The organism is Microbacterium sp. LWH13-1.2 (assembly GCF_038397735.1).
Classification (GTDB): Bacteria; Actinomycetota; Actinomycetes; order Actinomycetales; family Microbacteriaceae; genus Microbacterium.
This window is the reverse complement of record NZ_CP151635.1, coordinates 2,991,451-3,017,340: the sequence shown is the minus strand read 5'-3', so window position 1 is coordinate 3,017,340 and position 25,890 is coordinate 2,991,451. Positions and strand designations below refer to the sequence as shown.

At 68.5% G+C, this 25,890-nt stretch carries 28 protein-coding genes; 20 read left to right on the top strand and 8 right to left on the bottom strand.

Features of this window, described 5'->3' with window-relative positions; translation table 11 throughout:
* The first annotated feature begins 62 nt into the window (after window positions 1–62).
* Both MRBLWH13_RS14515 and MRBLWH13_RS14510 read left to right on the top strand, forming a co-directional pair.
* Complete coding sequence (locus MRBLWH13_RS14515; protein WP_341955654.1) at window positions 63–722, top strand: TrmH family RNA methyltransferase; 660 nt, start codon at window positions 63–65, stop codon at window positions 720–722.
* A gap of 68 nt (window positions 723–790) precedes the next feature.
* A complete protein-coding gene (locus MRBLWH13_RS14510; RefSeq protein ID WP_341955653.1) occupies window positions 791–1,258 on the top strand; it encodes a VOC family protein in 468 nt (155 codons plus the stop codon).
* 14 nt (window positions 1,259–1,272) lie between these two features.
* Here the strand turns inward: MRBLWH13_RS14510 and MRBLWH13_RS14505 are convergent, their stop codons facing one another.
* Window positions 1,273–2,592, bottom strand: a complete 1,320-nt coding sequence (locus MRBLWH13_RS14505) for an MATE family efflux transporter (protein ID WP_341955652.1) — start codon at window positions 2,590–2,592, stop codon at window positions 1,273–1,275.
* A gap of 107 nt (window positions 2,593–2,699) precedes the next feature.
* Between MRBLWH13_RS14505 and MRBLWH13_RS14500 the strand changes: the two genes are divergently transcribed.
* From MRBLWH13_RS14500 to MRBLWH13_RS14485, 4 genes are all read left to right on the top strand, one after another.
* The gene (locus tag MRBLWH13_RS14500; RefSeq protein ID WP_341955651.1) at window positions 2,700–3,257 is read left to right on the top strand and encodes a DUF1992 domain-containing protein; all 558 of its coding nucleotides are present in this window, start codon (window positions 2,700–2,702) and stop codon (window positions 3,255–3,257) included.
* Window positions 3,258–3,329: 72 nt separating this feature from the next.
* Window positions 3,330–5,294: a M13-type metalloendopeptidase gene (locus MRBLWH13_RS14495; RefSeq protein ID WP_341955650.1), complete on the top strand. Its 1,965-nt coding sequence runs from the start codon at window positions 3,330–3,332 to the stop codon at window positions 5,292–5,294.
* A gap of 178 nt (window positions 5,295–5,472) precedes the next feature.
* Window positions 5,473–6,396 carry a serine hydrolase gene (locus tag MRBLWH13_RS14490; protein WP_341955649.1) on the top strand — a complete coding sequence of 308 codons (924 nt, stop codon included), beginning with the start codon at window positions 5,473–5,475 and terminating at the stop codon, window positions 6,394–6,396.
* Window positions 6,397–6,456: 60 nt separating this feature from the next.
* Window positions 6,457–6,852 (top strand): hypothetical protein, encoded by a 396-nt coding sequence (locus tag MRBLWH13_RS14485; protein ID WP_341955648.1) that lies wholly within the window; start codon window positions 6,457–6,459, stop codon window positions 6,850–6,852.
* 18 nt (window positions 6,853–6,870) lie between these two features.
* On the opposite strand, the gene MRBLWH13_RS14480 is transcribed toward MRBLWH13_RS14485, so the two are convergent.
* Window positions 6,871–8,313, bottom strand: coding sequence for an MFS transporter (locus MRBLWH13_RS14480; protein ID WP_341955647.1), 1,443 nt, complete (start codon window positions 8,311–8,313; stop codon window positions 6,871–6,873).
* 106 nt (window positions 8,314–8,419) lie between these two features.
* Complete coding sequence (locus MRBLWH13_RS14475) at window positions 8,420–9,883, bottom strand: peptide MFS transporter (RefSeq protein WP_341955646.1); 1,464 nt, start codon at window positions 9,881–9,883, stop codon at window positions 8,420–8,422.
* Between the two features lie 91 nt (window positions 9,884–9,974).
* Between MRBLWH13_RS14475 and MRBLWH13_RS14470 the strand changes: the two genes are divergently transcribed.
* Entirely contained in the window at window positions 9,975–10,664 is a 690-nt protein-coding gene (locus tag MRBLWH13_RS14470) for a GNAT family N-acetyltransferase (RefSeq protein WP_341955645.1), read from the top strand.
* A gap of 106 nt (window positions 10,665–10,770) precedes the next feature.
* On the top strand, window positions 10,771–12,156 hold the full coding sequence (locus tag MRBLWH13_RS14465; protein ID WP_341955644.1) for a glycine--tRNA ligase: 1,386 nt from the start codon (window positions 10,771–10,773) through the stop codon (window positions 12,154–12,156).
* A gap of 4 nt (window positions 12,157–12,160) precedes the next feature.
* Here the strand turns inward: MRBLWH13_RS14465 and MRBLWH13_RS14460 are convergent, their stop codons facing one another.
* Window positions 12,161–13,144: a WYL domain-containing protein gene (locus tag MRBLWH13_RS14460; RefSeq protein ID WP_341955643.1), complete on the bottom strand. Its 984-nt coding sequence runs from the start codon at window positions 13,142–13,144 to the stop codon at window positions 12,161–12,163.
* 67 nt (window positions 13,145–13,211) lie between these two features.
* Here MRBLWH13_RS14460 and MRBLWH13_RS14455 point away from each other — a divergent pair, with 67 nt between their 5' ends.
* Both MRBLWH13_RS14455 and MRBLWH13_RS14450 read left to right on the top strand, forming a co-directional pair.
* Window positions 13,212–14,372: an epoxide hydrolase family protein gene (locus tag MRBLWH13_RS14455; RefSeq protein ID WP_341955642.1), complete on the top strand. Its 1,161-nt coding sequence runs from the start codon at window positions 13,212–13,214 to the stop codon at window positions 14,370–14,372.
* 84 nt (window positions 14,373–14,456) lie between these two features.
* Window positions 14,457–14,939, top strand: a complete 483-nt coding sequence (locus tag MRBLWH13_RS14450) for a hypothetical protein (protein ID WP_341955641.1) — start codon at window positions 14,457–14,459, stop codon at window positions 14,937–14,939.
* A gap of 31 nt (window positions 14,940–14,970) precedes the next feature.
* Here MRBLWH13_RS14450 and MRBLWH13_RS14445 read toward each other — a convergent pair whose 3' ends face one another.
* The 4 genes from MRBLWH13_RS14445 to MRBLWH13_RS14430 form a co-directional block, all read right to left on the bottom strand.
* A complete protein-coding gene (locus tag MRBLWH13_RS14445) occupies window positions 14,971–15,396 on the bottom strand; it encodes a DUF1801 domain-containing protein (protein WP_341955640.1) in 426 nt (141 codons plus the stop codon).
* Entirely contained in the window at window positions 15,393–15,965 is a 573-nt protein-coding gene (locus MRBLWH13_RS14440; RefSeq protein ID WP_341955639.1) for an HhH-GPD-type base excision DNA repair protein, read from the bottom strand. Before MRBLWH13_RS14440 ends, MRBLWH13_RS14445 begins: the two co-directional genes overlap by 4 nt.
* Before the next feature lie 36 nt (window positions 15,966–16,001).
* Complete coding sequence (locus MRBLWH13_RS14435) at window positions 16,002–16,478, bottom strand: DUF4407 domain-containing protein (RefSeq protein WP_341955638.1); 477 nt, start codon at window positions 16,476–16,478, stop codon at window positions 16,002–16,004.
* 144 nt (window positions 16,479–16,622) lie between these two features.
* Entirely contained in the window at window positions 16,623–17,927 is a 1,305-nt protein-coding gene (locus MRBLWH13_RS14430) for a glutamyl-tRNA reductase (RefSeq protein ID WP_341955637.1), read from the bottom strand.
* A gap of 61 nt (window positions 17,928–17,988) precedes the next feature.
* On the opposite strand from MRBLWH13_RS14430, the gene hemE reads away from it, so the two are divergent.
* The 10 genes from hemE to hemB all read left to right on the top strand — a co-directional run bounded on the left by hemE (window position 17,989) and on the right by hemB (window position 25,864).
* Window positions 17,989–19,011: a uroporphyrinogen decarboxylase gene (gene hemE / locus MRBLWH13_RS14425; RefSeq protein ID WP_341955636.1), complete on the top strand. Its 1,023-nt coding sequence runs from the start codon at window positions 17,989–17,991 to the stop codon at window positions 19,009–19,011.
* Between the two features lie 50 nt (window positions 19,012–19,061).
* Entirely contained in the window at window positions 19,062–19,400 is a 339-nt protein-coding gene (locus MRBLWH13_RS14420; RefSeq protein WP_341955635.1) for a metalloregulator ArsR/SmtB family transcription factor, read from the top strand.
* An 82-nt stretch (window positions 19,401–19,482) separates the two neighbouring features.
* Window positions 19,483–21,009 (top strand): FAD-dependent oxidoreductase, encoded by a 1,527-nt coding sequence (locus MRBLWH13_RS14415; protein ID WP_341955634.1) that lies wholly within the window; start codon window positions 19,483–19,485, stop codon window positions 21,007–21,009.
* Window positions 21,010–21,207: 198 nt separating this feature from the next.
* Window positions 21,208–21,630, top strand: coding sequence for a hypothetical protein (locus MRBLWH13_RS14410; RefSeq protein WP_341955633.1), 423 nt, complete (start codon window positions 21,208–21,210; stop codon window positions 21,628–21,630).
* Between the two features lies 1 nt (window position 21,631).
* Window positions 21,632–22,039: a phage holin family protein gene (locus MRBLWH13_RS14405; protein ID WP_056313761.1), complete on the top strand. Its 408-nt coding sequence runs from the start codon at window positions 21,632–21,634 to the stop codon at window positions 22,037–22,039.
* A complete protein-coding gene (locus MRBLWH13_RS14400; protein ID WP_082477971.1) occupies window positions 22,026–22,307 on the top strand; it encodes a hypothetical protein in 282 nt (93 codons plus the stop codon). The genes MRBLWH13_RS14405 and MRBLWH13_RS14400 overlap by 14 nt, the downstream gene beginning before the upstream one ends.
* Window positions 22,308–22,400: 93 nt before the next feature.
* Window positions 22,401–23,078: a hydrogen peroxide-dependent heme synthase gene (gene hemQ / locus MRBLWH13_RS14395; RefSeq protein ID WP_341955632.1), complete on the top strand. Its 678-nt coding sequence runs from the start codon at window positions 22,401–22,403 to the stop codon at window positions 23,076–23,078.
* Window positions 23,079–23,085: 7 nt separating this feature from the next.
* The gene (gene hemC, locus MRBLWH13_RS14390) at window positions 23,086–24,102 is read left to right on the top strand and encodes a hydroxymethylbilane synthase (protein WP_341955631.1); all 1,017 of its coding nucleotides are present in this window, start codon (window positions 23,086–23,088) and stop codon (window positions 24,100–24,102) included.
* Window positions 24,099–24,890 (top strand): uroporphyrinogen-III synthase, encoded by a 792-nt coding sequence (locus tag MRBLWH13_RS14385; protein ID WP_259161611.1) that lies wholly within the window; start codon window positions 24,099–24,101, stop codon window positions 24,888–24,890. The genes hemC and MRBLWH13_RS14385 overlap by 4 nt, the downstream gene beginning before the upstream one ends.
* The gene (gene hemB, locus MRBLWH13_RS14380) at window positions 24,887–25,864 is read left to right on the top strand and encodes a porphobilinogen synthase (protein ID WP_341955630.1); all 978 of its coding nucleotides are present in this window, start codon (window positions 24,887–24,889) and stop codon (window positions 25,862–25,864) included. The genes MRBLWH13_RS14385 and hemB overlap by 4 nt, the downstream gene beginning before the upstream one ends.
* Window positions 25,865–25,890 lie beyond the last annotated feature (26 nt).

Here is a 25,890-nt window from a genome sequence, read left to right as displayed (position 1 = left end):
CGTAGCGGATTTTTCGGCTGACCTAAATATGGTGTCCGTCATGTGGCGGATAGCCTGGCGGAATGGATGAGCAGGCACCCGCGGCGGCAGCGGAGACAGGTGGATCGTCGGCGCAGCCCGGATACGGGGTGGGGCCGTGGCCCGGGGGTGAATCGGAGTGGCCGGAGGGCGAGCAGTACGATCCCGAGCTGCTTGCGGCGGGTGACACGCGCAACGTGATCGATCGCTACCGCTACTGGCGGATGGAGGCGATCGTCGCCGACCTCGACACGCAGCGGCATCCGTTCCACGTCGCGATCGAGAACTGGCAGCACGACATGAACATCGGGTCGATCGTGCGCAGCGCCAACGCGTTCCTCGCCGATACCGTGCACATCATCGGCCGCCGCCGCTGGAACAAGCGCGGTGCCATGGTCACCGACCGGTACCAGCACGTCGTGCACCACGAGGATGTCGAGACGTTCGCCGAATGGGCGGCTGCCGAAGGCATCCCGATCATCGCCGTCGACAACGTCGACGGCGCCGTGCCCGTGGATCGCGCCGAGCTGCCGCAGACCTGCGTGCTGATGTTCGGGCAGGAGGGGCCGGGGCTCTCGGATGCGGCGCTCGCCGCGGCATCCGCCCATATCGAGATCACCCAGTACGGCTCGACGCGGTCGATCAACGCAAGCGCGGCGGCCGCCGTGATCATGTACGAGTGGTGCCGGAGATACGCGGGCTGACTCCGCAGCATCCCCTCGACACGGTGCCGACGCGGGCGTAGCGTGAGTGCCGATCCGAGGAGGCCGCCATGGCAGAGATCAGTCCCATCCGCCCGTTCCTCTGGTTCGACGGTCAGGCGCAGGAGGCGATGGAGTACTACGTCTCGGTGTTCCCGAACTCGTCGATCGACCAGGTGGTGCTCTACCCCGATGAATCGCTCGATCGACATTTCGAGGGCATGAGCGGCAAGGTGCTCAACGGAGAGTTCACCCTGAACGGCACACCGTTCGGCTGCCTCGACGGCGGACCCGAGTTCGCCTTCAACGAGTCCATCTCGTTCGTGATCGGGTGCGAGGACCAGGTCGAGATCGACAGATACTGGGCGGCGCTCTCGGCCGTGCCCGAATCCGAGGCCTGCGGCTGGTGCAAGGACAGGTTCGGCGTGAGCTGGCAGGTCGTGCCCGCAGGCCTGGATCTGCTTCAGCAGCGGCCGGAGCAGATCCAGGCGCTCATGCACATGAAGAAGATCGTGATCGCCGACCTCGAGAACGCCTGATCGATCGTGCAGTCTCAGACGCCGGCCGAGATCCACCGGCCTGAGCGCACGCGCCAGCCGAGGGTGCCGAGCCGCGCCAGCAGGTAGACGCCGAAGAACGCGACGGCGAGCCAGATGAGACCGGCGGCGCCGTCGACTCCCGTCGCAGCGATGATCCACAGCGCAGGCAGGAACGGCAGGAGGTTGAGCACGCCCGCGAGCGCGAGGTAGCGGGCATCGTTCGCGCCCATGAGTACGCCGTCGAGCACGAACACGACTCCCGCGATCGGCTGGGCGACCGCCAGGATCAGGAGCGCCGGCTGCACGAGAGCAGCGACCGTCGGGTCACCCGTGAACACGATGCCGAGCACGCCCGAGAGCGCCGCGATGAGCGCACCGACCACGACGCCGAACCATGCGCCCCAGGCGACGGTGCGCCGGAGAACCCGGTGCACCTGACGTTCATCACCCGCGCCGAGCTCCTTGCCGATCAGAGCCTGCGCGGCGATCGCCAGGGCATCGAGCGCGAAGGCCGCCGCCGAGAAGATCGTGAACACGATCTGCCAGCCGGCGAGCTCGTCGGTGCCGATGCCCGTGGCCACGGCGACGGTCACGAGGAGAGCCGCCCGCAGGCTCACCGTGCGCAGGAACAGCCAGCCTCCTGACCGTGCGGTGCTGCCCATGCCGTCCCTGCGCGCTTTCAGCGAGGCATCGTGCTTCACGGCGAGACGGCGGATCACCAGCACGTAGGCGCCGACCATGCCCCACTGTGCGACGACGGTTCCGGCTGCCGAGCCGGCGATGCCCCAACCGAACCCGTAGATGAACACGACGTTGAGCAGCGCGTTCGCGCCGAACCCCAGGCCCGCGATCCACAGGGGCGTCATGGTGTCCTGCATGCCGCGCAGCAGCCCCGTGGCAGCGAACACGATCAGCATGGCCGGCAGACCCCACATCGAGACGATGAGGTAGTCGTTCGCCTGGGCGGCCACAGCATCGGTCGCGCCGAACAGCGACACGAGCCACGGGGACGACGCAGCGCCCGCCGCGGCGAGCACCGCTCCGATCGCGAGCGCCAGCCACATGCCGTTGATGCCGACCGAGACGGCTTCGCCCGGCCGTCCGGCGCCGAAGAGTCGAGCCACCGCAGGGGTCGTGGAGTAAGCGAGGAAGACCATGAGTCCGACGATCGTCTGCAGCACTGCTCCGGCGATGCCGAGGCCCGCGAGCGGGGTGGTTCCGAGGTGCCCGACGAGGGCGGCATCGACGATGAGGAACGCCGGTTCGGCGATCAGCGCACCGAGGGCGGGGACGGCGAGGCGCAGGATCTCACGATTGAGGGTGCGCTCCGTCATCCTCCGAGCCTATGGGCTGGTGCCGACAGTACGATCGTCGGCTCAGGAACACCTGCTCCGCGCACGCCGTCGTACCCTGGAGCAATCGGATGCGACGGAGGTGCATCATGACGGATCCACGCGAGGCCGCGGCGCGATATCGCGCGCGGCAGCAGAGCGACGGCTCGGAGGAGGATGCCGAGTCCGGCACCGCTCCGGGGATCGCCGCCGCGACCGATCGGGCCGCGTTCATCGAGACGGCGATCCAGGTCGCGATCCGCCGGGGCGACTTCGACGATCTGCCCGGTGCGGGCAAGCCCCTCGAGGGACTCGGCACTCACCACGACCCCGACTGGTGGATCCGTCGCAAGATCGAGAAGGAGAACCTCACGGGACTCGGCCCGCCGGCCATCCTGCTGCGCACCGAAGACCGAGAGCTCGACGACCAGCTCGACCTGCTGGGCCGCGAGGCCGACGTGCGCGATGTGCTCGCGGACTTCAACAGGCGTGTCATCGAGGCCCGCCGTCAACTGCAGGGCGGGCCTCCTGTGGTCACGGAACCGCGTGACATCGACGTCGAGGTCGCGGCCTGGGCCGACAGGCGGGCGGCGAGATCCGGCGCCCCCGCCGCGGAGGCGCCGGAGCAGCCGCGACGTCGGCGGTTCGGCATCCGTCGCAGGGCCTGAGGACGCAGGGCGTCGTACCGGGGGCGTCGCTCCCTCCCGCCCGGATGTCGGAGCGACGCATAGGCTGTTCGCATGACAGACGTGCTTCCCTCCGGCCTTGAGACCTCCGAGTTCAGCTCCGACATCCGCCCGCAGGACGACCTCTATCGTCACGTCAACGGCGCGTGGCTCGCACGCACCGAGATCCCGGGCGACAAAGCGCGCTGGGGGTCGTTCCATCTGCTCGCCGAGCAGGCAGAGAAGGACGTCAGGGCGATCATCGAGGAGTCGCAGGATGCCGAGGACGGCACTCTCGCGCGCAAGATCGGGGATCTGTTCGCGAGCTTCATGGACACCGAGCGCATCGCTGCAGCCGGTGTCACGCCACTCGCCGAGACACTCGCCGAGATCGACTCCATCGACAGCGTCCCGGCCTTCCTCCGCACGGTCGGCGCGTACGACCGTGACGGCCGAGCGCACCTGATCGGCTTCTACGTCGACGGCGACCCCGGAAACCCCGAGCGCTACCTTCCCGTCGTGGTGCAGTCGGGACTCTCGCTCCCCGACGAGAGCTACTTCCGCCTCGACACGTTCGCCGAGACGCGTGCGGCGTACCGTGCCCACCTCGAGCGCCTGCTGTCCCTCGCCGGCATCCCAGACGCGGCAGGCACTGCCGACCGCGCGATCGCGCTCGAGACCGAGCTCGCGGGTCACCACTGGGACAACGTGAAGAGCCGCGACGCCGTCGCGACCTACAACCTCAAGTCCTGGGCCGAGCTCCAGGAGCTCGCGGGCGTCGACCTCGAGCCCTGGCGCGACGCCGTCGCCCCCGAGCACCCCGAGGCGTTCTCCGAGATCGTCGTCTCCCAGCCGAGCTTCCTCGAGGGACTCGGCACGCTGCTCGCCGCCGAGCGTCTCGACGACTGGAAGGCGTGGCTGCGCGCACAGGTCGTGCACGCCGCAGCTCCCTACCTCACCGACGACTTCGTGCAGGAGAACTTCTCGTTCTACGGCACCGAGCTCACCGGCGTCCCCACGATCCGCGAGCGCTGGAAGCGTGGAGTCTCGGTCACCGAGAGCGCGCTGAGCGAGGCGATCGGCAAGGTCTATGTCGAGCGCCACTACCCGCCGACGGCGAAGGCCGCGATGGACGAGCTCGTCGCGAACCTCATCGAGGCGTACCGCCGGAGCATCACCGACCTCGAGTGGATGACCGCCGAGACCCGCGAGCGCGCCCTTGCGAAGCTCGACTCGTTCACTCCCAAGATCGGCCACCCCACTGTCTGGCGCGACTACTCGAGCCTCGTCATCGACCGCGACGACCTGTTCGGCAACGTACGGCGTGCGGCGATCTTCGAGCACGACCGCAATGTCGCGAAGGTCGGCAAGCCGATCGACCGTGACGAGTGGCACATGCCTCCGCAGATGGTCAACGCGTACTACAACCCGTCGATGAACGAGATCGTCTTCCCCGCGGCGATCCTGCAGTACCCGTTCTTCGACGTCTCCCGTGATGCCGCAGCGAACTACGGTGGCATCGGCGCGGTCATCGGGCACGAGATCGGCCACGGCTTCGACGACCAGGGCAGCCGCTACGACGGCGCCGGCAAGCTCGAGGACTGGTGGACGGATGCCGACCGCTCGGCGTTCGAGGAGCGCACGAAGGCGCTCATCGCGCAGTACGACGAGCTGGTACCCGAAGGGCTCGATGCCGCGCACCACGTCAACGGTGCCCTCACGATCGGCGAGAACATCGGCGACCTCGGTGGTCTCGGCATCGCGCTGAAGGCGTACGAGCTCTCGCTCGGCGGGGCTGAGGCTCCGGTCATCGACGGATACACGGGCGTGCAGCGACTGCTGCTGTCGTGGGCTCAGGTGTGGCAGCAGAAGAGCCGCGACGCCGAGACGCTGCGACTGCTGACGATCGACCCGCATTCGCCCAACGAGTTCCGCTGCAACCAGATCGTCCGCAACATCGACGCCTTCTACGAGGCCTTCGATGTCGCGGAGTCCGACGCCCTCTGGCTGCCGCAGGACTCCCGTGTGACGATCTGGTGAGCCGTCCGTCGTAGCCGGATCCGGTTCCGGGGGTGCCCTGTTTTCTCCTGCATGACGATCTGATGACCAAACATCGGAGTCTGTAGGGCATCCTCACCCGAGGGGGTTACGATATCGATGCTGCGGGGGATGAACCCTGCAGCATCCCGCCAATCCAACCCCCCTTTAAGGATCACGCGTGGGTGCTCCCGAGCCTGTCGAAGGGCCGTCACTGGCCTCGCTGCGCCGCTCTCAGCGGACCAGCCGACGCTTGCCGCGTCGTGCCGCCGCAGGGCGACGCTCGTTCACCTCGACTTTGCAGGCGCTCGAGCAGCTGGCCGATTCCGGGGCCCAGGTCTCTGTGCATGTCGTCGACCTCGACAGCCACGTGCATGTTCTCTCGGGTGACGATCACGTCACGATGCCGATCGCGGGTCTCGGGGTCGTCCCCCTGCTGATCGAGGTGGCGTCGGCGTTCGAGGCAGGAACCCTCGACCCGCTCGAGATCGTCGAACGCAGCGCCATCGAGTCGGTCTCGAGCTCGGGGCTGTGGCGGCACCTGCACGCACCTGCGCTTCCGCTCGAAGACCTCGCCGTGCTCGCGGCGACGGCCGGAGATCCGATCGCTGTCAACGCGCTGCTGCAGCGGGTCGGCCACGACAGGGTGCGTGAGCGCATCGAGACCCTGGGGCTTCGCCGCACGGCACTGCTCGACCGTTTCCGCGATGAGCGCGGCCCCGACGACGCGCCTCAGGTGGCTGTCGGCTCCGCGCGAGAGCTCGCCGGACTCTTCTCGGCCCTCGTGAACTCGCAGGTGGTCGGCGCTTCGGTGAGCGCACAGGTGTCGGAGTGGCTCAGCCTGAACCAGGATCTCAGCCTGGTGGCCGCATCGACGGGGCTCGACCCGTTCGCGCACGACCACGATGCCCACGGCCTGCTGTTCATCAACAAGACAGGGCGCGACCGCGGCGTGCGCGCCGAGGCGGGCGTGCTCGCCGGACCCCGCGCCGGCGTCGCATACTCGCTGATCGTGTGCTTCGACGACCTGTCGATCACGCATAGGCTGCGCGCGCACGACGCCTTCCGTGTGCTCGGCGTCGAGCTCATGGAGTACACGCACTGAGTTCCGGAGCCTCGATACGCCGCGCCGGCGGCGACTCTCCAGGCTCACTAGCCTGGGGGCATGCCCCGCACCGACTGGATCCCGCATCGCCGCGATGACCGTGAGCTGCTCGGGTGGATCCACCCGGAGGGCGACGCCTGGGTCGCTGTCGATGTGCTCGGCCGCGTCGCCTCCGGTGCCACCGAGTGGCTCGACGCCGAGGCGGCACTCGAGGAGCGGGGTATCGCATGGCTCGCGGATCCCTGGATGCTCGAGGGCGAGGCGGAGCGCCCCCTTCGCGTGCGCATCCTCGAGGTCACCCCCGATGAAGCCGGGGTTCCCGGGCGCATCGTGGTGAAGATCGACGACTTCGGCGACGTCACCCGTTCGCCCGTGCAGCAGTTCGTGCTCGAGTGGCCGATTCCTGCGCGGTTGCGACCGCCGACGGAGACGGACCCCGATCCGCGCGTGATCTGATCACGGTCGGGCCGGTGCCTACCCCGGGAGCGACGGATGCTGCTCGGCAGCGCGCTGACGCGGGATGAAGAGCGACAGCACCAGGGCGACGATGCCGGCGGCGATCGCCAGCCAGAAGCACAGATCGAACGCCGCGCGGGTGGGCACGGAGACCCCGCCGACGTCGACGCTCATGGCCGCGAGCACCCCGCCCATCACGGCCGAGGCGCTGGAGGTGCCGACCGAGCGGAAGAGCGCGTTCAGTCCGTTCGAGGCACCCGTCTCGTTGGTCGGCACCGACCGCATGATGATCATCGGCATGGCGGCGAAGGTGAACCCGATGCCGACGCCGATCAGCAGGTTGCCGACCAGGATGTGCCAGATCTCGCTCGACCACAGCAGCACGAACACGTAGGCGAGCACGATCGCACCGGCGCCGACCGTGAACAGGGGGCGGGGTCCGACGGCGCGCTCGAGCCAACCCGACAGCGGCGAGATGACCATCATCACGAGCCCCGCGGGCATGATGATGAGCGAGGCCGACACCATGTCGAGTCCGAAGCCGGCGCCCGAGGCGGTGGGACCCTCGAGCAGCTGCGGGAACGTCACGTTCGAGGCGAAGAGCGCGAACCCCATGCCGATCGCGGCGATGTTCGTGAACAGCACGGCGGGGCGGGCAGCGACGCGCAGGTCGAGCAGAGGATCCTTCGTGCGCAGCTGGTACCAGCCCCAGATCAGCAGCACGCCGACTCCGCCGATGATGCAGCTGAGCGTCAGCGGAGCAGTCCAGCCCCACTCGGCTCCCCGCGAGACGAACAGCAGGATGCCGGTGAGGCCGATCGCGAGACCGATCGCGCCGAGCACGTCGAGGCGGCCGGGGAAGCGCAGCACGTCCTCCGGGACCACGAGGAGAACGAGCGCCAGGCCGACGACACCGAGCCCGGCAGCGAGCCAGAACAGCCAGTGCCAGTCGGCGTTCTCGGCGAGGAGGGCGGCCACCGGCATCCCGATCGCACCGCCGACGCCCATCGTCGCGCTCATCAGCGCGACGGCGGTGCCCAGCCGCTCCGGTGGCAGGACGTCTCGCATGATGGCGATGCCCAGCGGCACCACACCGGTGACCGCTCCCTGCAGCGCCCGGCCGATGATCACACCCACGATCGAGCCGGAGAGCGCGGCGATCAGGGAGCCGGCGATGAGCAGTCCGAGCAGGACGATCACCACCCGGCGCTTGCCGTACATGTCGCCGAGGCGGCCCGAGATCGGGGTGGCGACGGCAGCGACGAGCAGCGTGATCGTGACGACCCAGGTGGTGTCCTCGCGAGATGCGTTCAGAAGCCTCGGCAGTTCGGCCTGCAGCGGCACGACCAGCGTGAACATGAACGACGAGCAGAGACCGGCGAATGCCAGGACCGCGACGATCGCCCACTTCGGTGATGTTCGGGAGAGTCTTCTGCGCGCGCGATCATCGGTCTCTCCCATCCCTTCAGGCTATCGGCGTCCCGGACACGCGAGGCGCGCGTCGCCCGCATCGCGTGACCCGAACAGCGTCGCCAGAACCGGAACGCCCTTCAGGCGCGCAGCACCGTCAGTGCACGCCCTTCATGAGCCGCAGCACCGGCTTCACGGAGAAGAGCAGCCCCAGGCCGACGACGATCGCGATGCCGCCGAGGATAGAGAAGTACGGAACCTCGTTCTTCGGATCGTAGAACCGCACGAGCCAACCCGAGATCGCGGTGCCGAGGGCGATCGACAGGAAGAACAGAGCGACCATCTGGGTGTGGAAGACCTTCGGCGCGAGCTTCGTCGTCACCGACAGCCCGACCGGGGAGATCAGCAGCTCGGCGACCGTGAACACGAACAGGATGCCGACGATCGCGAGCAGCGGAGTGGAGTTCGCGCCACCGCCGGCGAACGGCAGGAAGAGCAGGAAGGCTGCGCCCATGATGATCGCGCCGAGGGCGAACTTCACCGGGGTCGACGGCTGGCGGGTGCCGAGGCGCGTCCAGATCGCCGCGAAGACGCCCGACAGGATGATGATGAACACCGGGTTGATCGACTGCACCCATGAGACCGGCATCTCGAATCCGAAGATGTTGCGGTCGAGGCGCTCGTCCGAATAGACCGTGAGCACGGTGAACTGCTGCTGGTACAGCGACCAGAACGCGACGCTTGTGATGAACAGTGGCAGGAAGCCCCATACCCGCGAGCGCTCGGTGCCGTCGATGCGGCGGCTGCTGAGGATCACGGCGAAGTAGGCGACGGCGGCGACGATCGTGCCGATGATCACGATGGTCGACAGGTTGTCGGCCTTGATGACGCCGACGAGCACCAGCACGACGATGAGGGCGATCGCCGCCAGTGCGATGATCGCGACCAGCGGGTACCGCGAGGAGGGGAGCGGGTTGGGCACACGCCGGGCCTCGTCGGGCAGGGCCTTGCGACCGAACGAGTACTGCACGAGTCCGAGCGTCATGCCGATGGCGGCGAGCCCGAAGCCGTAGTGGAATCCGAGGGTCGACTGCAGGATCCCGGTGAGGATCGGACCCATGAAGGCGCCGAGGTTGATGCCGAGGTAGAACAGCGAGAATCCGGCATCCCGACGGGTGTCGTCTGCGCTGTAGAGCGTGCCGACCACCGAGGTCGCGTTCGCCTTGAGGCCGCCGGAACCGAGGGCGACCAGCACGAGGCCTACGCCCACGCCGATGAAGCCGGGAAGGAGTGCCAGAGCGACGTGTCCGGCGACGATCACGATGGCGCTGAGGAACAGCACACGCTCCGAGCCCAGCATCCGGTCGGCGATCCAGGCGCCGAGGATGGTGGAGAGGTAGACCGACCCGCCGTAGGCGCCGACGATGCCACCGGCGACGGCCTGCGACAGGCCCAGGCCTCCTTCGCTGACCGAGAAGTAGAGGTAGATGAGCAGGATGCCCTGCATGCCGTAGAAGCTGAAGCGCTCCCACATCTCGACGCCGAAGATGTGGACGAGTGCCCAGGGCTGCCCGAAGAACCGGGTGTCGGACTTCTCGGCTGTGGTGTCGCTGGATGCCATCCCCCCACGGTACGCCCCGTCAGCGCGCGCATCCCAGCCCATTCCGGCCGCGCGATTCCGAAATCAGAGGCGGGAGGGGCAGACTGGGGGCGTGCGAACCATCCGTGATCTGGACACCGTTGAACTCATCATCGACGCGCAGGGGCTGCTCGACTCCATCCGGGGTCCCGAGCGCGTGATCGACGCCGGTACTCTGCGTGCCCTGCAGCAGTCCGGCAATTACGTCGTCGGACTCTTCGACGCCGAGGGCGGGGAGGAACGCATGGTCGGTGCCTCGATCGCCTTCTTCGGCGCCCCCGGACGCCGGGCGATGCACTCGCACATCACCGCGCTGCTGCCCGAGTACCGCGGACGCGGCTGGGGCCGGGAACTCAAAGAGCACCAGCGTCAGTGGGCGTTCTCGCGTGATGTGGGGCGCATCACCTGGACGTTCGACCCGCTCGTCGCGCGCAACGCGCACTTCTTCCTCACCGTGCTCGGCGCCCGGGTGACCGGATACTCCGTCAACCGGTACGGCATCTTCGGGGGAGGGGATGCAGGAGACGAGAGCGACCGGCTCGACGTCGAATGGGCGCTCGCAGACATCGCGAAGTCCCCGGAATCCGATGCGGTCGTCGAGACGCTCGAGATCCCCTCCGACATCGAGACGATGAGGGTCGAAGAGCCGGATGCCGCGCACGAGTGGCGCACCCGCCTGCGCGCGCAGATGGAGGGCCTGCTGGGCAGCGGCCTGACCCTCGCGGGCTTCGACGTCGACAAGGGCTACCTCTTCACGGCGTGAGTCGCGGCGTGAGGGGCCGAGGCCCGGTGCTGCGGGGAAGCGGTCGCGGATAGGATTGATGTGCCCGTGATCACGGGCTTTCCCACCGCCGACCATTGGAGCCACCGTGGCCGAACAGTCCCGTCTTGACAAGGTCATCGCCCTTGCCCGCCACCGCGGGTTCGTCTTCCAAGCGGGTGAGATCTACGGCGGTTCGCGGTCCGCGTGGGACTACGGGCCCCTCGGCACCGAGCTCAAGGAGAACATCCGCCGCCAGTGGTGGCAGACGTTCGTGCGCGGACGCGGCGACATGGTGGGTCTCGACTCCAGCATCATCCTGCCCAAGCGGGTATGGGAGGCGTCGGGTCACGTCGCCACCTTCACCGACCCGCTGGTCGAGTGCCTGAGCTGCCACAAGCGATTCCGTGCCGACACTCTGATCGAGGACTTCGAGGCCCGCAAGGGCCGCAAGGCAGAGAACGGCCTCGCCGATGTACCGTGCCCCAACTGCGGCACCAAGGGCCAGTACACCGAGCCGAAGTCGTTCTCGGGTCTCGTGAAGACCTACCTCGGCGTCGTCGACGACGAGTCCGGCCTGTACTTCCTCCGCCCCGAGACGGCTCAGGGCATCTTCGTGAACTTCTCGAATGTGCTCACGGCCAGCCGCAAGAAGCCGCCGTTCGGCATCGGCCAGGTCGGCAAGGCGTTCCGCAACGAGATCACCCCCGGCAACTTCATCTTCCGCACGCGCGAGTTCGAGCAGATGGAGATCGAGTACTTCACGCCGCCCGCCGACGCGCAGCAGTGGTTCGAGCACTGGGTCGAGGCCTGCTGGAACTGGTTCATCGACCTCGGGATCGACCCCGAGAACATGCGTCAGTTCGACGTTCCCGAAGACGACCGCGCGCACTACTCCGCCGGCACGATCGACGTCGAGTATCGCTTCGGCTTCACGGGCAAGGAGTGGGGCGAGCTCATGGGCGTCGCCAACCGCACGGACTACGACCTGTCGAGCCACAGCGAGGCGTCGGGCCAGAGCCTCACCTACTTCGACCAGGCGACCGGCGAGCGCTACACGCCGTATGTGATCGAGCCGTCGTTCGGCCTCACCCGCGCCATGATGGCGTTCCTCGTCGACGCATACCGCGAGGAGGAGGTGCCGAACGCCAAGGGCGGCACCGACGTCCGCACCGTTCTCAAGCTCGACCCGCGTCTCGCGCCGGTCAAGGCCGCCGTGCTGCCGCTGAGCCGCAACGAGCGACTGTCGCCGCTGGCACGCGAGGTCGCCGACACGCTGCGCAGCTCGTGGGCCGTCGACTTCGACGACGCGGGTGCGATCGGTCGCCGCTACCGTCGACAGGACGAGATCGGCACGCCGTTCTGCGTCACGATCGACTTCGACTCGCTGGACGATCGTGCCGTCACCGTGCGCGACCGCGACACCATGGCGCAGGAGCGCGTCTCGATCGACGAGCTGCACCAGTACCTCGCCGATCGGCTCAAGGGCGCGTGATGTGTCAGCTGCCGGATCCCCGTGATCCGGCAGCTGAGCCCGTCACGGCGCGGGCGTAGCGCTCCGAGAGCACCTGCAGCCGCGGGATCAGTTCCGGTGGCGACTCGACCGTGAAGTCCATCATCAGCATCCCGATGTATGCGGCGACGGTGTCGAGGCTGTCAGCACCCGTGACGAGGATGCAGTGCGTCTCGTCGACGGGTTCGACCACGCCCACTGCGGCATGGATGCGGGCGAGCACCGCCTCGGCGGGAGCATCGATCCGGAGTCTGGCGTGCACGACCCATCCGCTCACCGCGATCGTGCGCATCGCGAAGGCGGTGTAGTCGCCGCCGGGCAGCGGCTGCGGCTCGAAACGACGACGCGTCGGCATCCGCAGTTCCATCCAGTCGACGCGGTAGGTCGACCACTCGCCGCTCTGCGGGTCACGGCCCACGAGATACCAGCGTCGATGCCAGGTGAGCAGGCGATACGGCTCGACGAGCGTCGCCACGCTCTCGTAGTCGAACCTCAGCCATTCCTCGCCGCGGATCGCGGTGGCGATCGCCTGCAGTGATGCGGCGTCGACCTCAGGGTCCGGGGCGTCGGTGTCGTTGTTCTCGGGCGCGCGGTCGACGCTCGAGCGCAGCGCGTCGACCGTCGGTCGAAGATGCGAGGGCAGCACCTGCTCGAGCTTCGCGAGAGCCCTGGCGCCCGATTCCGCGATGCCTGCGATCCCCGCCGCCGCCCGCAGCCCGACTGTGACCGCGACGGCCTCCTCGTCATCGAGAAGCAGGGGTGGAAGCTTGCCGCCCGAGCCGAGCCGGTATCCGCCGATCGATCCCCTCGTCGCATCGACCGGGTAGCCGAGGTCCCGGAGGCGCTCGACGTCGTGGCGGACCGTGCGGGTAGACACCCCCAGACGCGAGGCGAGCTCGGTGCCGGAGCGCTCGGGGCCCGTCTGCAGCAGCGCCAGAAGGGCGAGTAATCGAGCTGTCGGATCGGCCATGAGAACTCCTGGAAGCGATTCTTTCATTAGGAACATATTCAACCTAGTTGGTTTCTACTCTCGAGATATGGACAACACGAACACCACCCCCAGCCCCTTCTCCGCCATGCCTTTCACCGTCTCGGTGTCCGCCGCCGAGGTCGCCGATCTGCATGATCGCCTCGCCCGGACCCGTCTTCCGCAGCCTTCGCCGACGGACGACTGGGATGCGGGAGCACCCAACACCTACCTCAGCGAGGCGCTCGACGCCTGGCGCGAGTTCGACTGGACCGCCGCCGAGGCCCGCATCAACGCCGTCCCGCACTTCACGACCGAGATCGACGGACAGAACCTGCACTTCATCCACGTCCGCTCCGCGCATGAGGGAGCGACGCCGCTGCTGCTCGCTCACACCTACCCGGGCTCGGCGGTCGACTACCTCGACCTGATCGACGAGCTGGTCGATCCCGTCGCGCACGGAGGTCGGGCGGAGGACGCCTTCGACGTCGTGATCCCGGATGCTCCCGGCTACGGGTTCTCGCAGCCGCTGTCCTCGGCGGGCTGGACGACGGCGCGGGTCGCTGCGGCGTACGACCGTCTGATGCGCGGGCTCGGCTACGACAGCTATGGGATCCATGGCTCCGACAATGGCGCGATGGTCGCGCGTGAGCTCGGCCTGCTGAACCCCGACGGCTTCCTCGGACTGCATGTGCTGCAGCTCTTCTCGTTCCCTTCCGGAGACCCTGCCGAATTCGAGAAGCTCGAGCCGCAGGACTATGCCGGGCTCGAGCACATGCAGTGGTTCCAGTCGGTCGGCGGGTACAACGCGATGAACTCGTCCCGCCCGCAGACCGTCTCGGTGGGGATCAGCGACTCTCCGATCGGATTGCTCGCCTACAGCGAGCTCTTCAACTCGTTCGGCAACGGTACGTCGCTCGTGCGGTTGGATCAGATCCTGCTCGAGGTGAGCGTCGCCTGGTTCGCGAACGCGGCCTCAGGCATGAGCCGCAGCTACCTCGAGAACGCGCGAGCCGACGCGGGGGAGGGGGCGGAGCCGCACATCAACGCCGCACGCACCGGTGTCGCGGTCTTCAAGGACGACTTCCAGACGATCCGAGTCTTCGCGGAGCGCGACAACTCGAACATCGTCCACTGGAACCGCTTCGACGAGGGCGGCCACTTCGCTGCCCTCGAGCGCCCGGCGGTGCTGGCCGGCGACATCCGCGAGTTCTTCGCCGGGGCGCGCTGAGCCGTCCGCCTCCGTAACTGACCGAAGACCCCCTCGCTCGCACGAGGGGGTCTTCCACGGATGGAGTTCTTCTATGCTGACCCCATGATCGACGACTGGAGCGAGTTCAACGTGGCGATGGCGGGCGCGACGGCTGCTCTCGCCGGTCTCGTCATCGTCGCCGCGAGCGTCAACATCGGGGAGATCGTGAAGTCGCGCACCCTCACCGCGCGGCTGCTCGCGGGCATTGCGGCGCTTCTGCTCGCGCTCGCGGTATCGGCGCTGGGTCTCGTGCCCGGCATCGACGGGGTCTGGCTCGGCAGTCTGACGTTCATCGCAGCTCTGCTCGCGTCGGCATCCCAGATCCACGCGACCGTGCTCATCGCGCGCGACCCGGATCCGGCGGATCGCGCCAGACCGCTGAAGTATCTGGTGGGATTCCTACCGATCACGGCGTATTTCGTCGCGGGTGTCTTCGTCGGCCTCGGCCATCCGGCAGGGCTCTACCTCGCGGCTGCCGGTTGCCTGCTCGCGATCGTGTCCGCGATCGTGGTCTCGTGGGTGGCGCTGGTCGAGGTGCTCCGCTGACGGGCCCCGCGGACGGATCAGCGGGACCTGATCAGCCGGTGACGGTGAGCTGCACCTGATCTGTGCCGCCGGCCTCGACCCACGCGAGCGAGCGCTCGAGGATGCCACGGAGCACGCCGAGATCGATCTGCTCGAGGTCTTTGATGTAGAGGCAGCCGACGCCGGTGGTGTGCGGGCCGAGGTTCGCGAGGGCGTCTGCGTGGGCGTCGACGCCGTCGAACAGATAGATCGTGGTCGCTGCCTTGCGGGGCGCGAAGCCGAGCAGCCCGCTGTCGCCCTCGGTCCCCGTCGGGTACCTGTAATGGCAGCTGCCGAAGCCGATGATCGTGCCCCAGGTCTGCGGCGCGCGACCGGTGATGTCCTGCATCAGCGCCGTCAGTGTCTCGGCATCCCGACGACGGATCGCGGGGCTGGAACGGGCGATGAGGCCTGCGACGTCGTCGCCGGTGGGCTTCACGCTTTCGCCTTCGCCGCGGCCTTCATGGCCTTCTTGTGCTCGCGCACTTTGGTCAGTGACTCGGGCGACACGATGTCCGCGACGCTGCGATACGAGCCCTCGACGCCGTAGTCGCCGGCGGCCTCGCGCCAGCCGGCACCCGTGAAGCCGTACTGCTTGCCGAGCAGCGCGAGGAAGATCTTGGCCTTCTGCTCACCGAACCCCGGCAGAGCCTTCAGACGCTTCAGTACCTCTGCACCAGAGGGATCGCCATCCGTCCAGATCGCCGACGCGTCTCCGCCCCACTGGTCGACGAGATCCTGGCACAGGGTCTGCACCCGAGCGGCCATCGAGCCGGGGAAACGGTGGACCGCGGGGGTGGCCTTGAATGCCTCGAGGAACTCGTCGGGGTCCATACCGGCGATGGTGGACGCATCCGTGGCTCCGGTGCGCTGCTCGATCTTGAGCGGACCCGCGAACGCGGTCTCCATCGGAACCTGCTGATCCAACAGCATCCCGACCAGAAGGGCGAGCGGGTTGTCGGTGAGCAGGGCATCGGCGGCGGTGTCTCCGGTGATGTGAAGGGCCATGTCTCCAGTCTGGCATCCCGCGCTCACGGACCGGAGTCAGATGCGCTGCAGCTTCGGGAGAGGGCCCTCCAAGCGCGCGATCGAGACCCGGAGGTCGGCGATATCGGCTTTGAGCTCGGTCTTGACCTCATGGATCTCCTGCTTCAGCTCGGCCCGCAGCTCGGCGATGTCGCCCTTGAGTTCGGTTCTGAGTTCGGCGATGTCGCCCTTGAGTTCGGTTCTGAGATCGGCGATGTCGCCCTTGAGTTCGGTTCTGAGTTCGGCGACGTCGCCCTTGAGTTCGGTTCTGAGATCGGCCATCTCGACTCTGACCTCGGCGATGTCCGCCTTGAGTTCCGTCTTCAGGTCGGCGATGTCGGTTTCGACCGACGTGAACCGCTCGTCGATCCTGTCGAAACGCACCTCCAGCCCTCGGGACTGACGGGCGATCATGCGAGAGACCCCGCCGAGCACGGTCGCGCTGAAGGCGAAGAGGGCGACGATGATGCTGATCACATCGGGATCCACGAGCATCCTCCCAGTCTGCGTCCGGGGATGGGCTTTGTCATGGTTCGACGATATGAAGCAGGAGCGATGCGCGTGGCCCGGTCGTCGTGCGAATCCCGAGCACGGGGAACAGGATCCTGACGAAGGATCCTGTGCAGTGAGGGTGGCGACTCAGGCGGTCGCGGCGGCGTCGTCGGACGCCTGCGCGGGCTCGACCGGCTGGATGCCGTACAGCGTCGAGAGTGCGGCGGCGAATTCATCCGCCTGGCCGGTGGCCGCGAGCTCGTGCGCACGAGTGGTCGGCGTGTGCAGCAGAACGCCGGTGAGGTGGCGAAGCGCCTGCTCGACCTTGCCGTCTTCATCGCCGCGCGCACGGGCGCGGCCGATCTCGGCTTCCAACAGCGCGAACATGTGCGACCGCAGGGCGACGACCGACGGAGTCACGCTCTGTCGGCTGCCGACGACGTGGAAGGTGTCGGCGGCTTCGCGCACGACGGTGCGAGCGGCATCGGTCGCCTGCAGCTCTTCGAGCGGGGCGTGCAGGCTGATGGTCTCGAGGTCGAGCAGCGCGACGCCTTCGAGGGTCGCGACGGCAGGATCGACATTGCGGGGCATGCCCAGGTCGACGACCATCTGGCTGTGCGACGCGACGGGGCATCCCTCGGGGGCGATGCCGGTCGGTGCCTGCAGATGCTGGGGCGTCAGCACGGGTTCGGCGGCGGCCGTGCAGGTGATCAGCAGGCTCGATCGCGAAGCGACGCGAGCGTAGTCCTCGGCCGCGACCGGGCGGATGCCGTGCTTCGCGGCGAACTTCTCGGCGCGGCCGGAGGGCGAGTAGACCGAGATGTTGACGGCCCCGCGTTCGCGGAGCGTCGCGAGCGTGACCGCGGCGTAGGCGCCGGTGCCGACGAGCAGCACGCGCTCGGTCGACCAGTCGGCGATTCGGCTGTCGGCGAGTTCGAGCGCGAGTCGCACGAGCGACCGGCCCGCACGACCGAGAGCCGTGACGTTCTTGACCTTGCGCTGCGCCTGGCTCGCGCGCTGGAACAGTCGCTCGAGTTCGGGGGAGGTGGTGCCCTCCTTGCGGGCGGACTTCAGCGCGCGGCGTACCTGCCCTGCGATCTCGCCCTCGCCGGAGACGACGGACTCGAGCCCTGAAGCGACGGAGAAGAGATGCTCCGCGACCCGGCGACCGGAGTGCACCTCGTAGGCGCCGTCGAGTTCTGCCGTGCTGATGCCGGTCGAGGCTTCGACGGCTTCGAGCACCGCCTCGACGCCGATCGCACCCGCGGCGGTGACCGGCTCGTCCATCTCGACGTAGGCCTCGAAGCGGTTGCAGGTAGCAAGAACGACCGCACCCTGCACGCAGGACGCCATGTCCACAACAGTGGAGGCGACGTCGTCGGGGGTGCGGCTCAGGCGTTCGAGCAATTCGAAGGAGGCGGTCTTGTGACTCGCCGTGACAACCAGCAGCACGCATCGATTCTACCTGAGGCTTCATGCAGGTCGGCCCAGGACCGGATGGGAGGATGGATCCATGGCCCTCTCCGACGCTCCGCTGCTGCGCGCCCTCACCGGCCCCCGTCCCGAGCATGCCCCCGTCTGGTTCATGCGGCAGGCGGGCAGGTCGCTGCCCGAGTACCGCGAGCTGAGGGTCGGAACGCGCATGCTCGACGCCTGCCTCACGCCCGACCTCGCCGCCGAGATCACCCTGCAGCCGGTGCGTCGCCACGGTGTCGACGCCGCGGTGTTCTTCAGCGACATCGTCATCCCCCTGCGGCTCGCCGGTGTGGACGTCGAGATCGAGGCCGGCCGCGGGCCCGTCTTCGCGAACCCCGTGCGCTCGGCGGCGGACGTCGATCGCATCACGGCCATCGATCCGCTCTCGCTCGACGGCACCGCGATCGCCGAGGCCGTGAGAATCGTCACGGCAGAGCTCGGCGACACCCCGCTGATCGGCTTCGCGGGTGCGCCGTTCACTCTCGCCGCCTACCTGGTCGAGGGCGGCCCGTCGAAGGAGCACCTGCGTGCTCGGGCCATGATGCACTCGGATCCCGAGTCGTGGAACCGTCTCGCCGGCTGGCTGGCCCAGGTCTCGCGGCGCTTCCTCGAGATCCAGCGCGACGCCGGAGCATCCGTCGTGCAGCTGTTCGACTCGTGGGCGGGCTCGCTGAGCACCGCCGACTACCGCGCCTTCGTCGCCCCGCACTCCCACGTGGCTCTCGAGGGCATCGGCGTGCCGAGCATCCACTTCGGTGTGGGCACCGGGCCGTTCCTCGCCGACATGCGACTCGGCGGCATCGCAGACGGAGTGGGCGTCGACTGGCGGCTGCCGCTGGACGAGGCCGCGGCGATCCTCGGACCCGACGTCTCGGTGCAGGGCAACATCGACCCGGCGCTCCTGTCGGCTCCCTGGCCCGTTCTCGAGGCCCATGTGCGCGATGTGGTCGAGCGCGGTCGCGCTGCCCGTGGCCACATCGTCAACCTCGGACACGGCGTGCCGCCCGAGACCGACCCCGACCAGCTCACGCGCATCGTCGAACTGGTGCACTCGATCTGATCGGTCCGGGATACTGCGGGCCTATCTAGCTCGGGTGCTATATTGCAAACATGGCAGATAGCGCGTCAGACATCTTCGCCGCGTTGGCCCACCCGACCCGGCGTCAGATCCTCCAGGACCTCAAAGAGGGAGAGCTCGCGGCGGGCGAGATCGCCTCACGATTCTCGTCGAGCGGGCCGACCATCTCGAGGCACCTCAGCGTGCTCCGTCAGGCCGGTCTCGTCAGCGAGCGCCGCGATGCCAACCGCATCCTGTACTCGCTCGTGGGCGAGCGCCTGGCGCTCTCGGTCGGCGACTTCCTCTCGACCGTGTGCCCCGAGCAGATGGTGCTCCGCGAGGTGCGCAAACGCGGCTCCGGCCGTGGAGCACAGACTCCCGCTGAAGCCTGAGCGCGCGACCCGCCAGCGCGCGTGCCTGTTTCTCCGGTCTGTGACCGGATGCCGTCCAGGCTGCGGGTGAAAGGATTGACCCATGACCCCGAAGCCCGCGAACCGTGAGTCGACCCGTGCCGAGCCCGCAGATCTGGTCGCCCGCGCGGCGAAGCGACACATCGTCGTGGTCGGCGGAGGCGCCGGCGGGCTGATCGCAGCCCGCGAGTGCGTGAAGGTCGGCATGCGCGTGACGCTGCTGGAGGGCTCGGATGCCGTGGGCGGAGCGATCCGTCGTGCCGAGCTCGACGGGATCGTGGTCGACGCAGGCGCCGAGAGCTACGCGACCAGGGGCGGCCGGGTGCGCGCGCTCCTCGAGGAGCTCGGGCTCACCGATCGCATCGTCGCGCCCGCGGCAGGAGGCGCCTGGCTCGCCGGCATCCCCGGTGTCGGGGCCGCACCGTTGCCGGTCGGCGGCATCCTCGGCATCCCCGGCAACCCGTTCCAGGAGGACGTCCGCCGCGTCATCGGATGGTCGGGAGCGTGGCGTGCGTACCTCGATCGGGTGCGCCCGCCGCTGACGATCGGCCACAACCACAGCCTCGGCAAGCTGGTGTCGTCGCGCATGGGCGCCAAGGTCCGCGATCGTCTCGTGGCACCCGTGACGACCGGTGTGTACTCCGCCTCGCCCGACGACGTCGACGTCGACATCGCTGCTCCGGGTCTCAACGCCGCGCTGACGAGCGTCGGCTCGCTGTCGGGAGCCGTCCAGGCACTGCGCGAGCAGAGCGCAGCGCGCGCCGCCCAGGCTCCCGGCGCCGCGGTCGAGGGGATCGACGGCGGCATGATGGTGCTGGTCGAGGCGCTCGTCGCAGACATCGAGAAACTCGGCGGGGTGGTCCGCACGGCCGCTCGCGTGACGGACATCACCCAGGCGGGGGATGCCTGGTCGGTGCGGGCCGAGGCGAAGACGACTGTCGACGCGAGCGATGAGTCCGATGCCGGCGAGGCGGAAGATCTCGATCTCACCGCCGACGGGGTCGTGATCGCCACCTCTGAGGATGTCGCGCGCCGGCTGCTCGACAAGGCGGTGCCCGCACTCGCCGAGACCACGGCGGCCGACGCCCCCGAGATCGAGATCGTGACCCTGTTGCTGGCTGCGTCGGCGTTGGACGGCGCCCCTCGTGGCACCGGTGTGCTCACTGTCCCCGGAAGTCACACGGCCAAGGCGCTGACCCACTCGAGTGCGAAGTGGGGCTGGGTGCGCGACGCAGCCGGCGGCCGGCACCTCCTGCGCGTCTCCTTCGGGGCGCAGGGCGAGCCTGCTGCGACAGCGGGCCTCGACGACGCCGCTGCTGCGCGACTCGCCTTGCGTGAAGCATCCGCTCTGCTCGGCGTCCCGCTGCCCGAAAGCGTCCTCGTCGACGCGCATCGTGCGCGCTACGTGCAGTCGCAGCCCGCATCGATCATCGGCTCGGCCGCGCGACGCGAGGCGGCGCGAAGCGCCATCCAGGCGGTCTCCGGGGTCGCAGCGGTGGGGGCGTGGCTCGCCGGCACCGGTCTCGCGCAGGTCATCCCGGATGCGCGAGAGGAAGCGGATCGCCTTCGTCGAGCACTGCTCTGGGACTGATCCGGGAACCGGACGTGTCGTGATCGCCGGGTCGCGCCTGCCCGCCCTGCCGGGCCAACCCGAAAGACGCTCGGCTGTCAACCCTCTGCCCGATAGATGCCCAAATCGGCATACGGGGCTACGCTGGACACCTGGCAGGCGGCGCCGAACCGCCGGTTCGCCCCAGGCGTTCACACCGGAACAACGTGAGGAGACCCCATGAAGGGGAAGATCGGACTCGTCGTAGGACTCGGCGTGGGATACGTGCTCGGAACGCGCGCAGGCCGCGAGCGCTACGAGCAGATCAAGACGCAGTGGCTCAAGGTCTGGAACCTCGACCCTGTGCAGGAGCAGGTCGATCGGGTCAAGGGCTACGTCGGCGACAAGGCCGCGGCGGTGCCCGGTGCGATCTGGACCGGCGTGCAGAAGGTCGTCAAGTCGGCAGGCGGCGGCGACAAGACCGCCGGTCAGCGTATCGACTCGGCTGTCGCCGCAGGCAAGAAGGCCGCGGAGGACATCGTCGATGCGACCGAGGACGCCGTCGACGAGGCCAAGGACGCCGCGAAGAAGCCGGCTGCGAAGAAGCCCCCTGTCAAGAAGCCGGCATCGTCGAGCTCGACCGCTGCGAAGTCCGGTAGCTGACATGCCCCGCGGATACCGCGACCGTGCCGAGGACAGCCTGCTGTCCCTGATCGGCGACCTCCCCGAACTCATCAGCAGCCTGGTCAAGGCCGAGATCAATGCGGCCAAGGCGTGGGTCTCGAAGACCGCGAAGGATGCGGGCATCGGGTCCGTCTGGTTCCTGGTCGCCCTGTTCTTCCTGTTCTGGGCCGTGCCGGTGATCCTGGTGTTCGCGATCGCGGGACTCTCGTCCTGGTGGCCGGTGTGGCTGTCGGCGCTCGCCGTCCTCGGCATCCTGATCCTCGCCGTGCTGCTGTTCGCGCTGCTCGGCATCCTGAAGTTCCGCAAGGTGCTCGCCCGGAAGAACCCCGCGCAGGCGGTGGGCGAGGACATCCGACTCGTGAAGGAGGCCGGCGATGACGAACTCTGACATCACGAGGTCGCTGCCGAAGACCGCCGTCCCCGCGGGGATCGTCGATCCTGTGCAGTCGGCTCGCGCCGAGTTGAAGGCCGCTCTCGCGGCGATCGAGGTCAAGGGCAACTTCCCGCGGCGGATCGACAAGGCATCCAAGCGTGCCGCGGCGAAGGCGCGTGTGTTCGCCGACCGCAACCCCGCGGCCGCGATCGCTGCGGCCGTCGGCGTCGCCGCGGTCGTCGGTGGGGCCGTCTGGGTCATCGCTCGGGCGCTCTCTCGCTGATCGCTTCCGGTGCTCTCGCGCTGATCGCTCGGCGGAACTCCGGCATCCTGGCTCGCGTTCGCGAGCGCTCTGCAAAGGGGGCAGACTGGTCGTATGTCCGATGAGCGCGAAGAGAACCCGTCCGGCTTCACCCTGTGGGCCGTCTGGCGACGAAACCCCGACGTTCCGGTCACCGAATCCGATTCGACCGAACTCGAGACGATCGTCTCGTACGTCGAGGACTCCGGCGTCACGGTTCGCGGCTTCTACGATGTCTCGGGCCTGAAGGCCGACGCCGACCTGCTCGTCTGGCTGCACGGCGACACCGCAGAAGACCTCCAGAAGGCCCTCCGGCGCCTGCGTCGCACCGAGCTGCTGCGCACGCTGCTGCCGGTGTGGAACGTCATGGGCGTGCACCGCGACGCGGAGTTCAACCGCGCTCACGTGCCCGGGTTCCTGCGGGGTGTCGAGCCCAAGGACTGGCTGTGCCTGTACCCGTTCGTGCGCACGCCCGAGTGGTATCTCGCGCCCGAGGAGGAGCGTCGGAAGATGCTCGCCGATCACGGTCGCAAGGGCGCCGCATTCACGGGCGTCATCGCGAACACCGTGGCCGCATTCGCTCTCGGCGACTACGAGTGGATCCTGCCGCTCGAGGCCGATGACGTCACCGAGCTCGTCGACCTCATGCGCGACCTGCGCTACACCGATGCGCGTCTGTACGTGAAGGAGGAGGTCCCCTTCTACACGGGGCGTCGCCTCCGGTTCGACGAGATCGCGGACGTGCTGCAGTAGGCCGACGATGAGCATTCAGAGCACTCGGACCACACCGATCCGACTGGGCACCCGCCGCAGCGCGCTCGCGCAGGCGCAGTCCGGTCACGTCGCCGCCGCCCTCGAGCGGATCTCGGGTCGCACCGTCGAGCTGGTTCCGATCACGAGCGAGGGCGACACGAACCGTGCCTCGCTGTCGGAGATCGGCGGTCAGGGCATCTTCGCCACGCGTCTGCGTGAGGCGCTGCTCGCGGGAGAGTGCGACTTCCTCGTGCACTCCCTGAAGGACCTGCCCACCGTGATCCCGGAGGGCCTCGTGATCGCTGCCACCCCCGTGCGCGAGGACGCTCGCGATGTCGCGATCACTCGTGGGGGCACGCCGCTGCATGAGCTGCGTTCCGGCAGCAAGGTCGGCACCGGGTCGCCCCGGCGCATCGCGCAGGTGCGACGCAGGGCTCCGCACGCCGAGGTCGTCGACATCCGCGGCAACGTGGACTCCCGACTGCAGCGGGTCGCATCGGGGGAGCTGGATGCCGTCATCCTGGCTGCCGCCGGATTGTCGCGTCTCGGCTCCGACTCGCCGCTTCGGCGCGAGGAGCTCGGTCTCGCCGAGTGGCCGACCGCGCCGGGGCAGGGATCGCTCGCGGTCGAGACGACGACGGATGCTCCGGAGGAGCTGCTCTCGGCGCTCGCCGAACTCGATGACGAGGCCACCCGCCTCGCCGTCACCGTGGAGCGCGCTGTGCTCGAAGGACTCGACGCGGGATGCCAGGCTCCGATGGCCGCACACGCGGTCGTCGACGGCGATGAGATCCGCGTCAGGACGGTGGTCTACGCGGCCGACGGGACCCGGCGTATCGGCCTCGACGTCACCGAAGCCCTGAACGGGGAGTATATTCGTCGGAACGGCAGCGGCAACGGAGCGGATGCTGCCGGTGGTGCAGACCCGATGCACGCAGCACGCGAGATCGGGTTGTCTGTCGCCCATCGGCTGCTCGAGCAAGGGGCGGCCGACCTCGTCTCCCGAGAGCATTCCTCATCATGACCAATTCGAAGCAGGACCGACCGCTGGACGGCTGGCGCATCCTCGTACCCCGCGGAGGCCCGTGGGGCGACGGTGTGGCAGCGAGCCTGCGCGCGCAGGGCGCGGTGCCCGTCGTCGCGCCGCTGATCAACTTCGCACCGACCACCGACCAGGCGGCGCTCGACGTGGCGCTCGCACAGCTCGCCGGCGGGTCGTACGACTGGCTGACGGTGACGAGCGCGACCACCGTCGACGTGATGTTCGCCCACAGGGCCGTCGTGCCGCGCGGCACGAAGATCGCCGCCGTCGGCGAGACCACGGCTGCCGCTCTGCAGGCCGTCGGGTACGAGGTCGCGCTGGTTCCCGAGCAGGACAACTCGGCCGAAGGCATGGCCGAGCAGCTGATCGCTCTCGAGACGCAGCCACGCCGCATCCTGGCCCTGCGCAGCGAGATCGCGAAGCCCGTGCTCAGTGTGCTGCTGCAGGAGGCGGGCCACGACGTCGACAGCGTGGTGGCATATCGCACGGTCGGCGTGCCTGTCACGGATCGCATCAAGCGTGATGTCGAAAACGGCCGCATCAACGCCATCCTGATCACGAGCGGTTCTGTCGCGGCGCAGGTGCGCGAGCAGTTCCCCGAGATCCCCGATGAGACGCTTCTGGCGGCGATCGGTCCTCGGACGGCGAAGGACGCCGGAAAGGCCGGCCTGCCGATCACGGTCGTCGCCGACAAGCAGACCGTGGATGCGCTGATCGATGCGGTGTCGACCTTCACCCTCCCGCACGCGGCAGACGAGCTGGCACCGTGAGCTTCCCCGACGTCCGACTGCGCCGACTGCGTCAGTCCCCGGCCGTCCGTGGTCTGGTGCGCGAGACCTCTCTCGAGCCGCGTCAACTGGTGCTGCCGCTGTTCGTGCGCGAAGGCATCACCGAGGCCGCGCCGATCGGCTCGATGCCCGGGGTCGCGCAGCACTCGCTCGACTCGCTGCGGAAGGCCGCGACGGAGGCCGCCGAGGCAGGCGTCGGGGGTGTGATGCTGTTCGGCGTGCCCGCCGTGCGCGATGCGCAGGGCTCGGGTGCGGATGACCCGAAGGGCATCCTGAATGTCGCGACCGAGGCGCTCGCTGCCGAGGTCGGCGACGCGCTCGTGGTGCAGACCGACCTGTGCCTCGACGAGTTCACCGACCACGGGCACTGCGGCGTTCTCGCGGAAGACGGCTCGGTCGACAACGACGCCACGCTCGAGCGCTACGCATCGATGGCACTCGCGCAGGCCCGCGCCGGCTCCCAGCTGCTCGGCCTGTCGGGGATGATGGACGGCCAGGTCGCCGTCATCCGCGAGGCGCTCGACTCGGACGGCTACACCGACGTGCTTCTGCTCGCCTACGCGGCGAAGTACGCGAGCGCGTTCTACGGCCCGTTCCGCGAGGCCGTCGACTCTCAGCTCACAGGCGATCGCCGCACTTACCAGCTCGACCCCGGCAACCGCCGCGAGGGTGTGCGCGAGGCCGTCGTCGATGAGGAGGAGGGCGCGGACATCGTCATGGTGAAGCCGGCAATGGCCTTCCTCGACGTGCTGCGCGAGGTTCGAGACACCGTGCATATTCCGGTGTGGGCATACCAGGTGTCTGGTGAGTACGCCATGATCGAGGCGGCTGCGGCGAACGGCTGGATCGATCGTCGCGCGTCGATCCTCGAGTCCCTCCTGTCGATCCGTCGGGCAGGTGCCGACGTCGTCCTCACGTACTGGGCCACCGAAGCCGCCCGCTGGCTGCGCGGCTGAGCGAGTTCTGCCCCCGTGCCGATCGT

Coding starts and splice junctions, on each gene's coding strand:
- MRBLWH13_RS14515 (WP_341955654.1), top strand. CDS start 63: ATGGATGAGCAGGCACCCGCGGCGGCAGCGGAGACAGGTGGATCGTCG.
- MRBLWH13_RS14510 (WP_341955653.1), top strand. CDS start 791: ATGGCAGAGATCAGTCCCATCCGCCCGTTCCTCTGGTTCGACGGTCAG.
- MRBLWH13_RS14505 (WP_341955652.1), bottom strand. CDS start 2,592: ATGACGGAGCGCACCCTCAATCGTGAGATCCTGCGCCTCGCCGTCCCC.
- MRBLWH13_RS14500 (WP_341955651.1), top strand. CDS start 2,700: ATGACGGATCCACGCGAGGCCGCGGCGCGATATCGCGCGCGGCAGCAG.
- MRBLWH13_RS14495 (WP_341955650.1), top strand. CDS start 3,330: ATGACAGACGTGCTTCCCTCCGGCCTTGAGACCTCCGAGTTCAGCTCC.
- MRBLWH13_RS14485 (WP_341955648.1), top strand. CDS start 6,457: ATGCCCCGCACCGACTGGATCCCGCATCGCCGCGATGACCGTGAGCTG.
- MRBLWH13_RS14480 (WP_341955647.1), bottom strand. CDS start 8,313: ATGGGAGAGACCGATGATCGCGCGCGCAGAAGACTCTCCCGAACATCA.
- MRBLWH13_RS14475 (WP_341955646.1), bottom strand. CDS start 9,883: ATGGCATCCAGCGACACCACAGCCGAGAAGTCCGACACCCGGTTCTTC.
- MRBLWH13_RS14460 (WP_341955643.1), bottom strand. CDS start 13,144: ATGGCCGATCCGACAGCTCGATTACTCGCCCTTCTGGCGCTGCTGCAG.
- MRBLWH13_RS14455 (WP_341955642.1), top strand. CDS start 13,212: ATGGACAACACGAACACCACCCCCAGCCCCTTCTCCGCCATGCCTTTC.
- MRBLWH13_RS14450 (WP_341955641.1), top strand. CDS start 14,457: ATGATCGACGACTGGAGCGAGTTCAACGTGGCGATGGCGGGCGCGACG.
- MRBLWH13_RS14440 (WP_341955639.1), bottom strand. CDS start 15,965: ATGGCCCTTCACATCACCGGAGACACCGCCGCCGATGCCCTGCTCACC.
- MRBLWH13_RS14435 (WP_341955638.1), bottom strand. CDS start 16,478: ATGCTCGTGGATCCCGATGTGATCAGCATCATCGTCGCCCTCTTCGCC.
- hemE (WP_341955636.1), top strand. CDS start 17,989: ATGGCCCTCTCCGACGCTCCGCTGCTGCGCGCCCTCACCGGCCCCCGT.
- MRBLWH13_RS14420 (WP_341955635.1), top strand. CDS start 19,062: ATGGCAGATAGCGCGTCAGACATCTTCGCCGCGTTGGCCCACCCGACC.
- MRBLWH13_RS14415 (WP_341955634.1), top strand. CDS start 19,483: ATGACCCCGAAGCCCGCGAACCGTGAGTCGACCCGTGCCGAGCCCGCA.
- MRBLWH13_RS14410 (WP_341955633.1), top strand. CDS start 21,208: ATGAAGGGGAAGATCGGACTCGTCGTAGGACTCGGCGTGGGATACGTG.
- MRBLWH13_RS14405 (WP_056313761.1), top strand. CDS start 21,632: ATGCCCCGCGGATACCGCGACCGTGCCGAGGACAGCCTGCTGTCCCTG.
- MRBLWH13_RS14400 (WP_082477971.1), top strand. CDS start 22,026: ATGACGAACTCTGACATCACGAGGTCGCTGCCGAAGACCGCCGTCCCC.
- hemQ (WP_341955632.1), top strand. CDS start 22,401: ATGTCCGATGAGCGCGAAGAGAACCCGTCCGGCTTCACCCTGTGGGCC.
- hemC (WP_341955631.1), top strand. CDS start 23,086: ATGAGCATTCAGAGCACTCGGACCACACCGATCCGACTGGGCACCCGC.
- MRBLWH13_RS14385 (WP_259161611.1), top strand. CDS start 24,099: ATGACCAATTCGAAGCAGGACCGACCGCTGGACGGCTGGCGCATCCTC.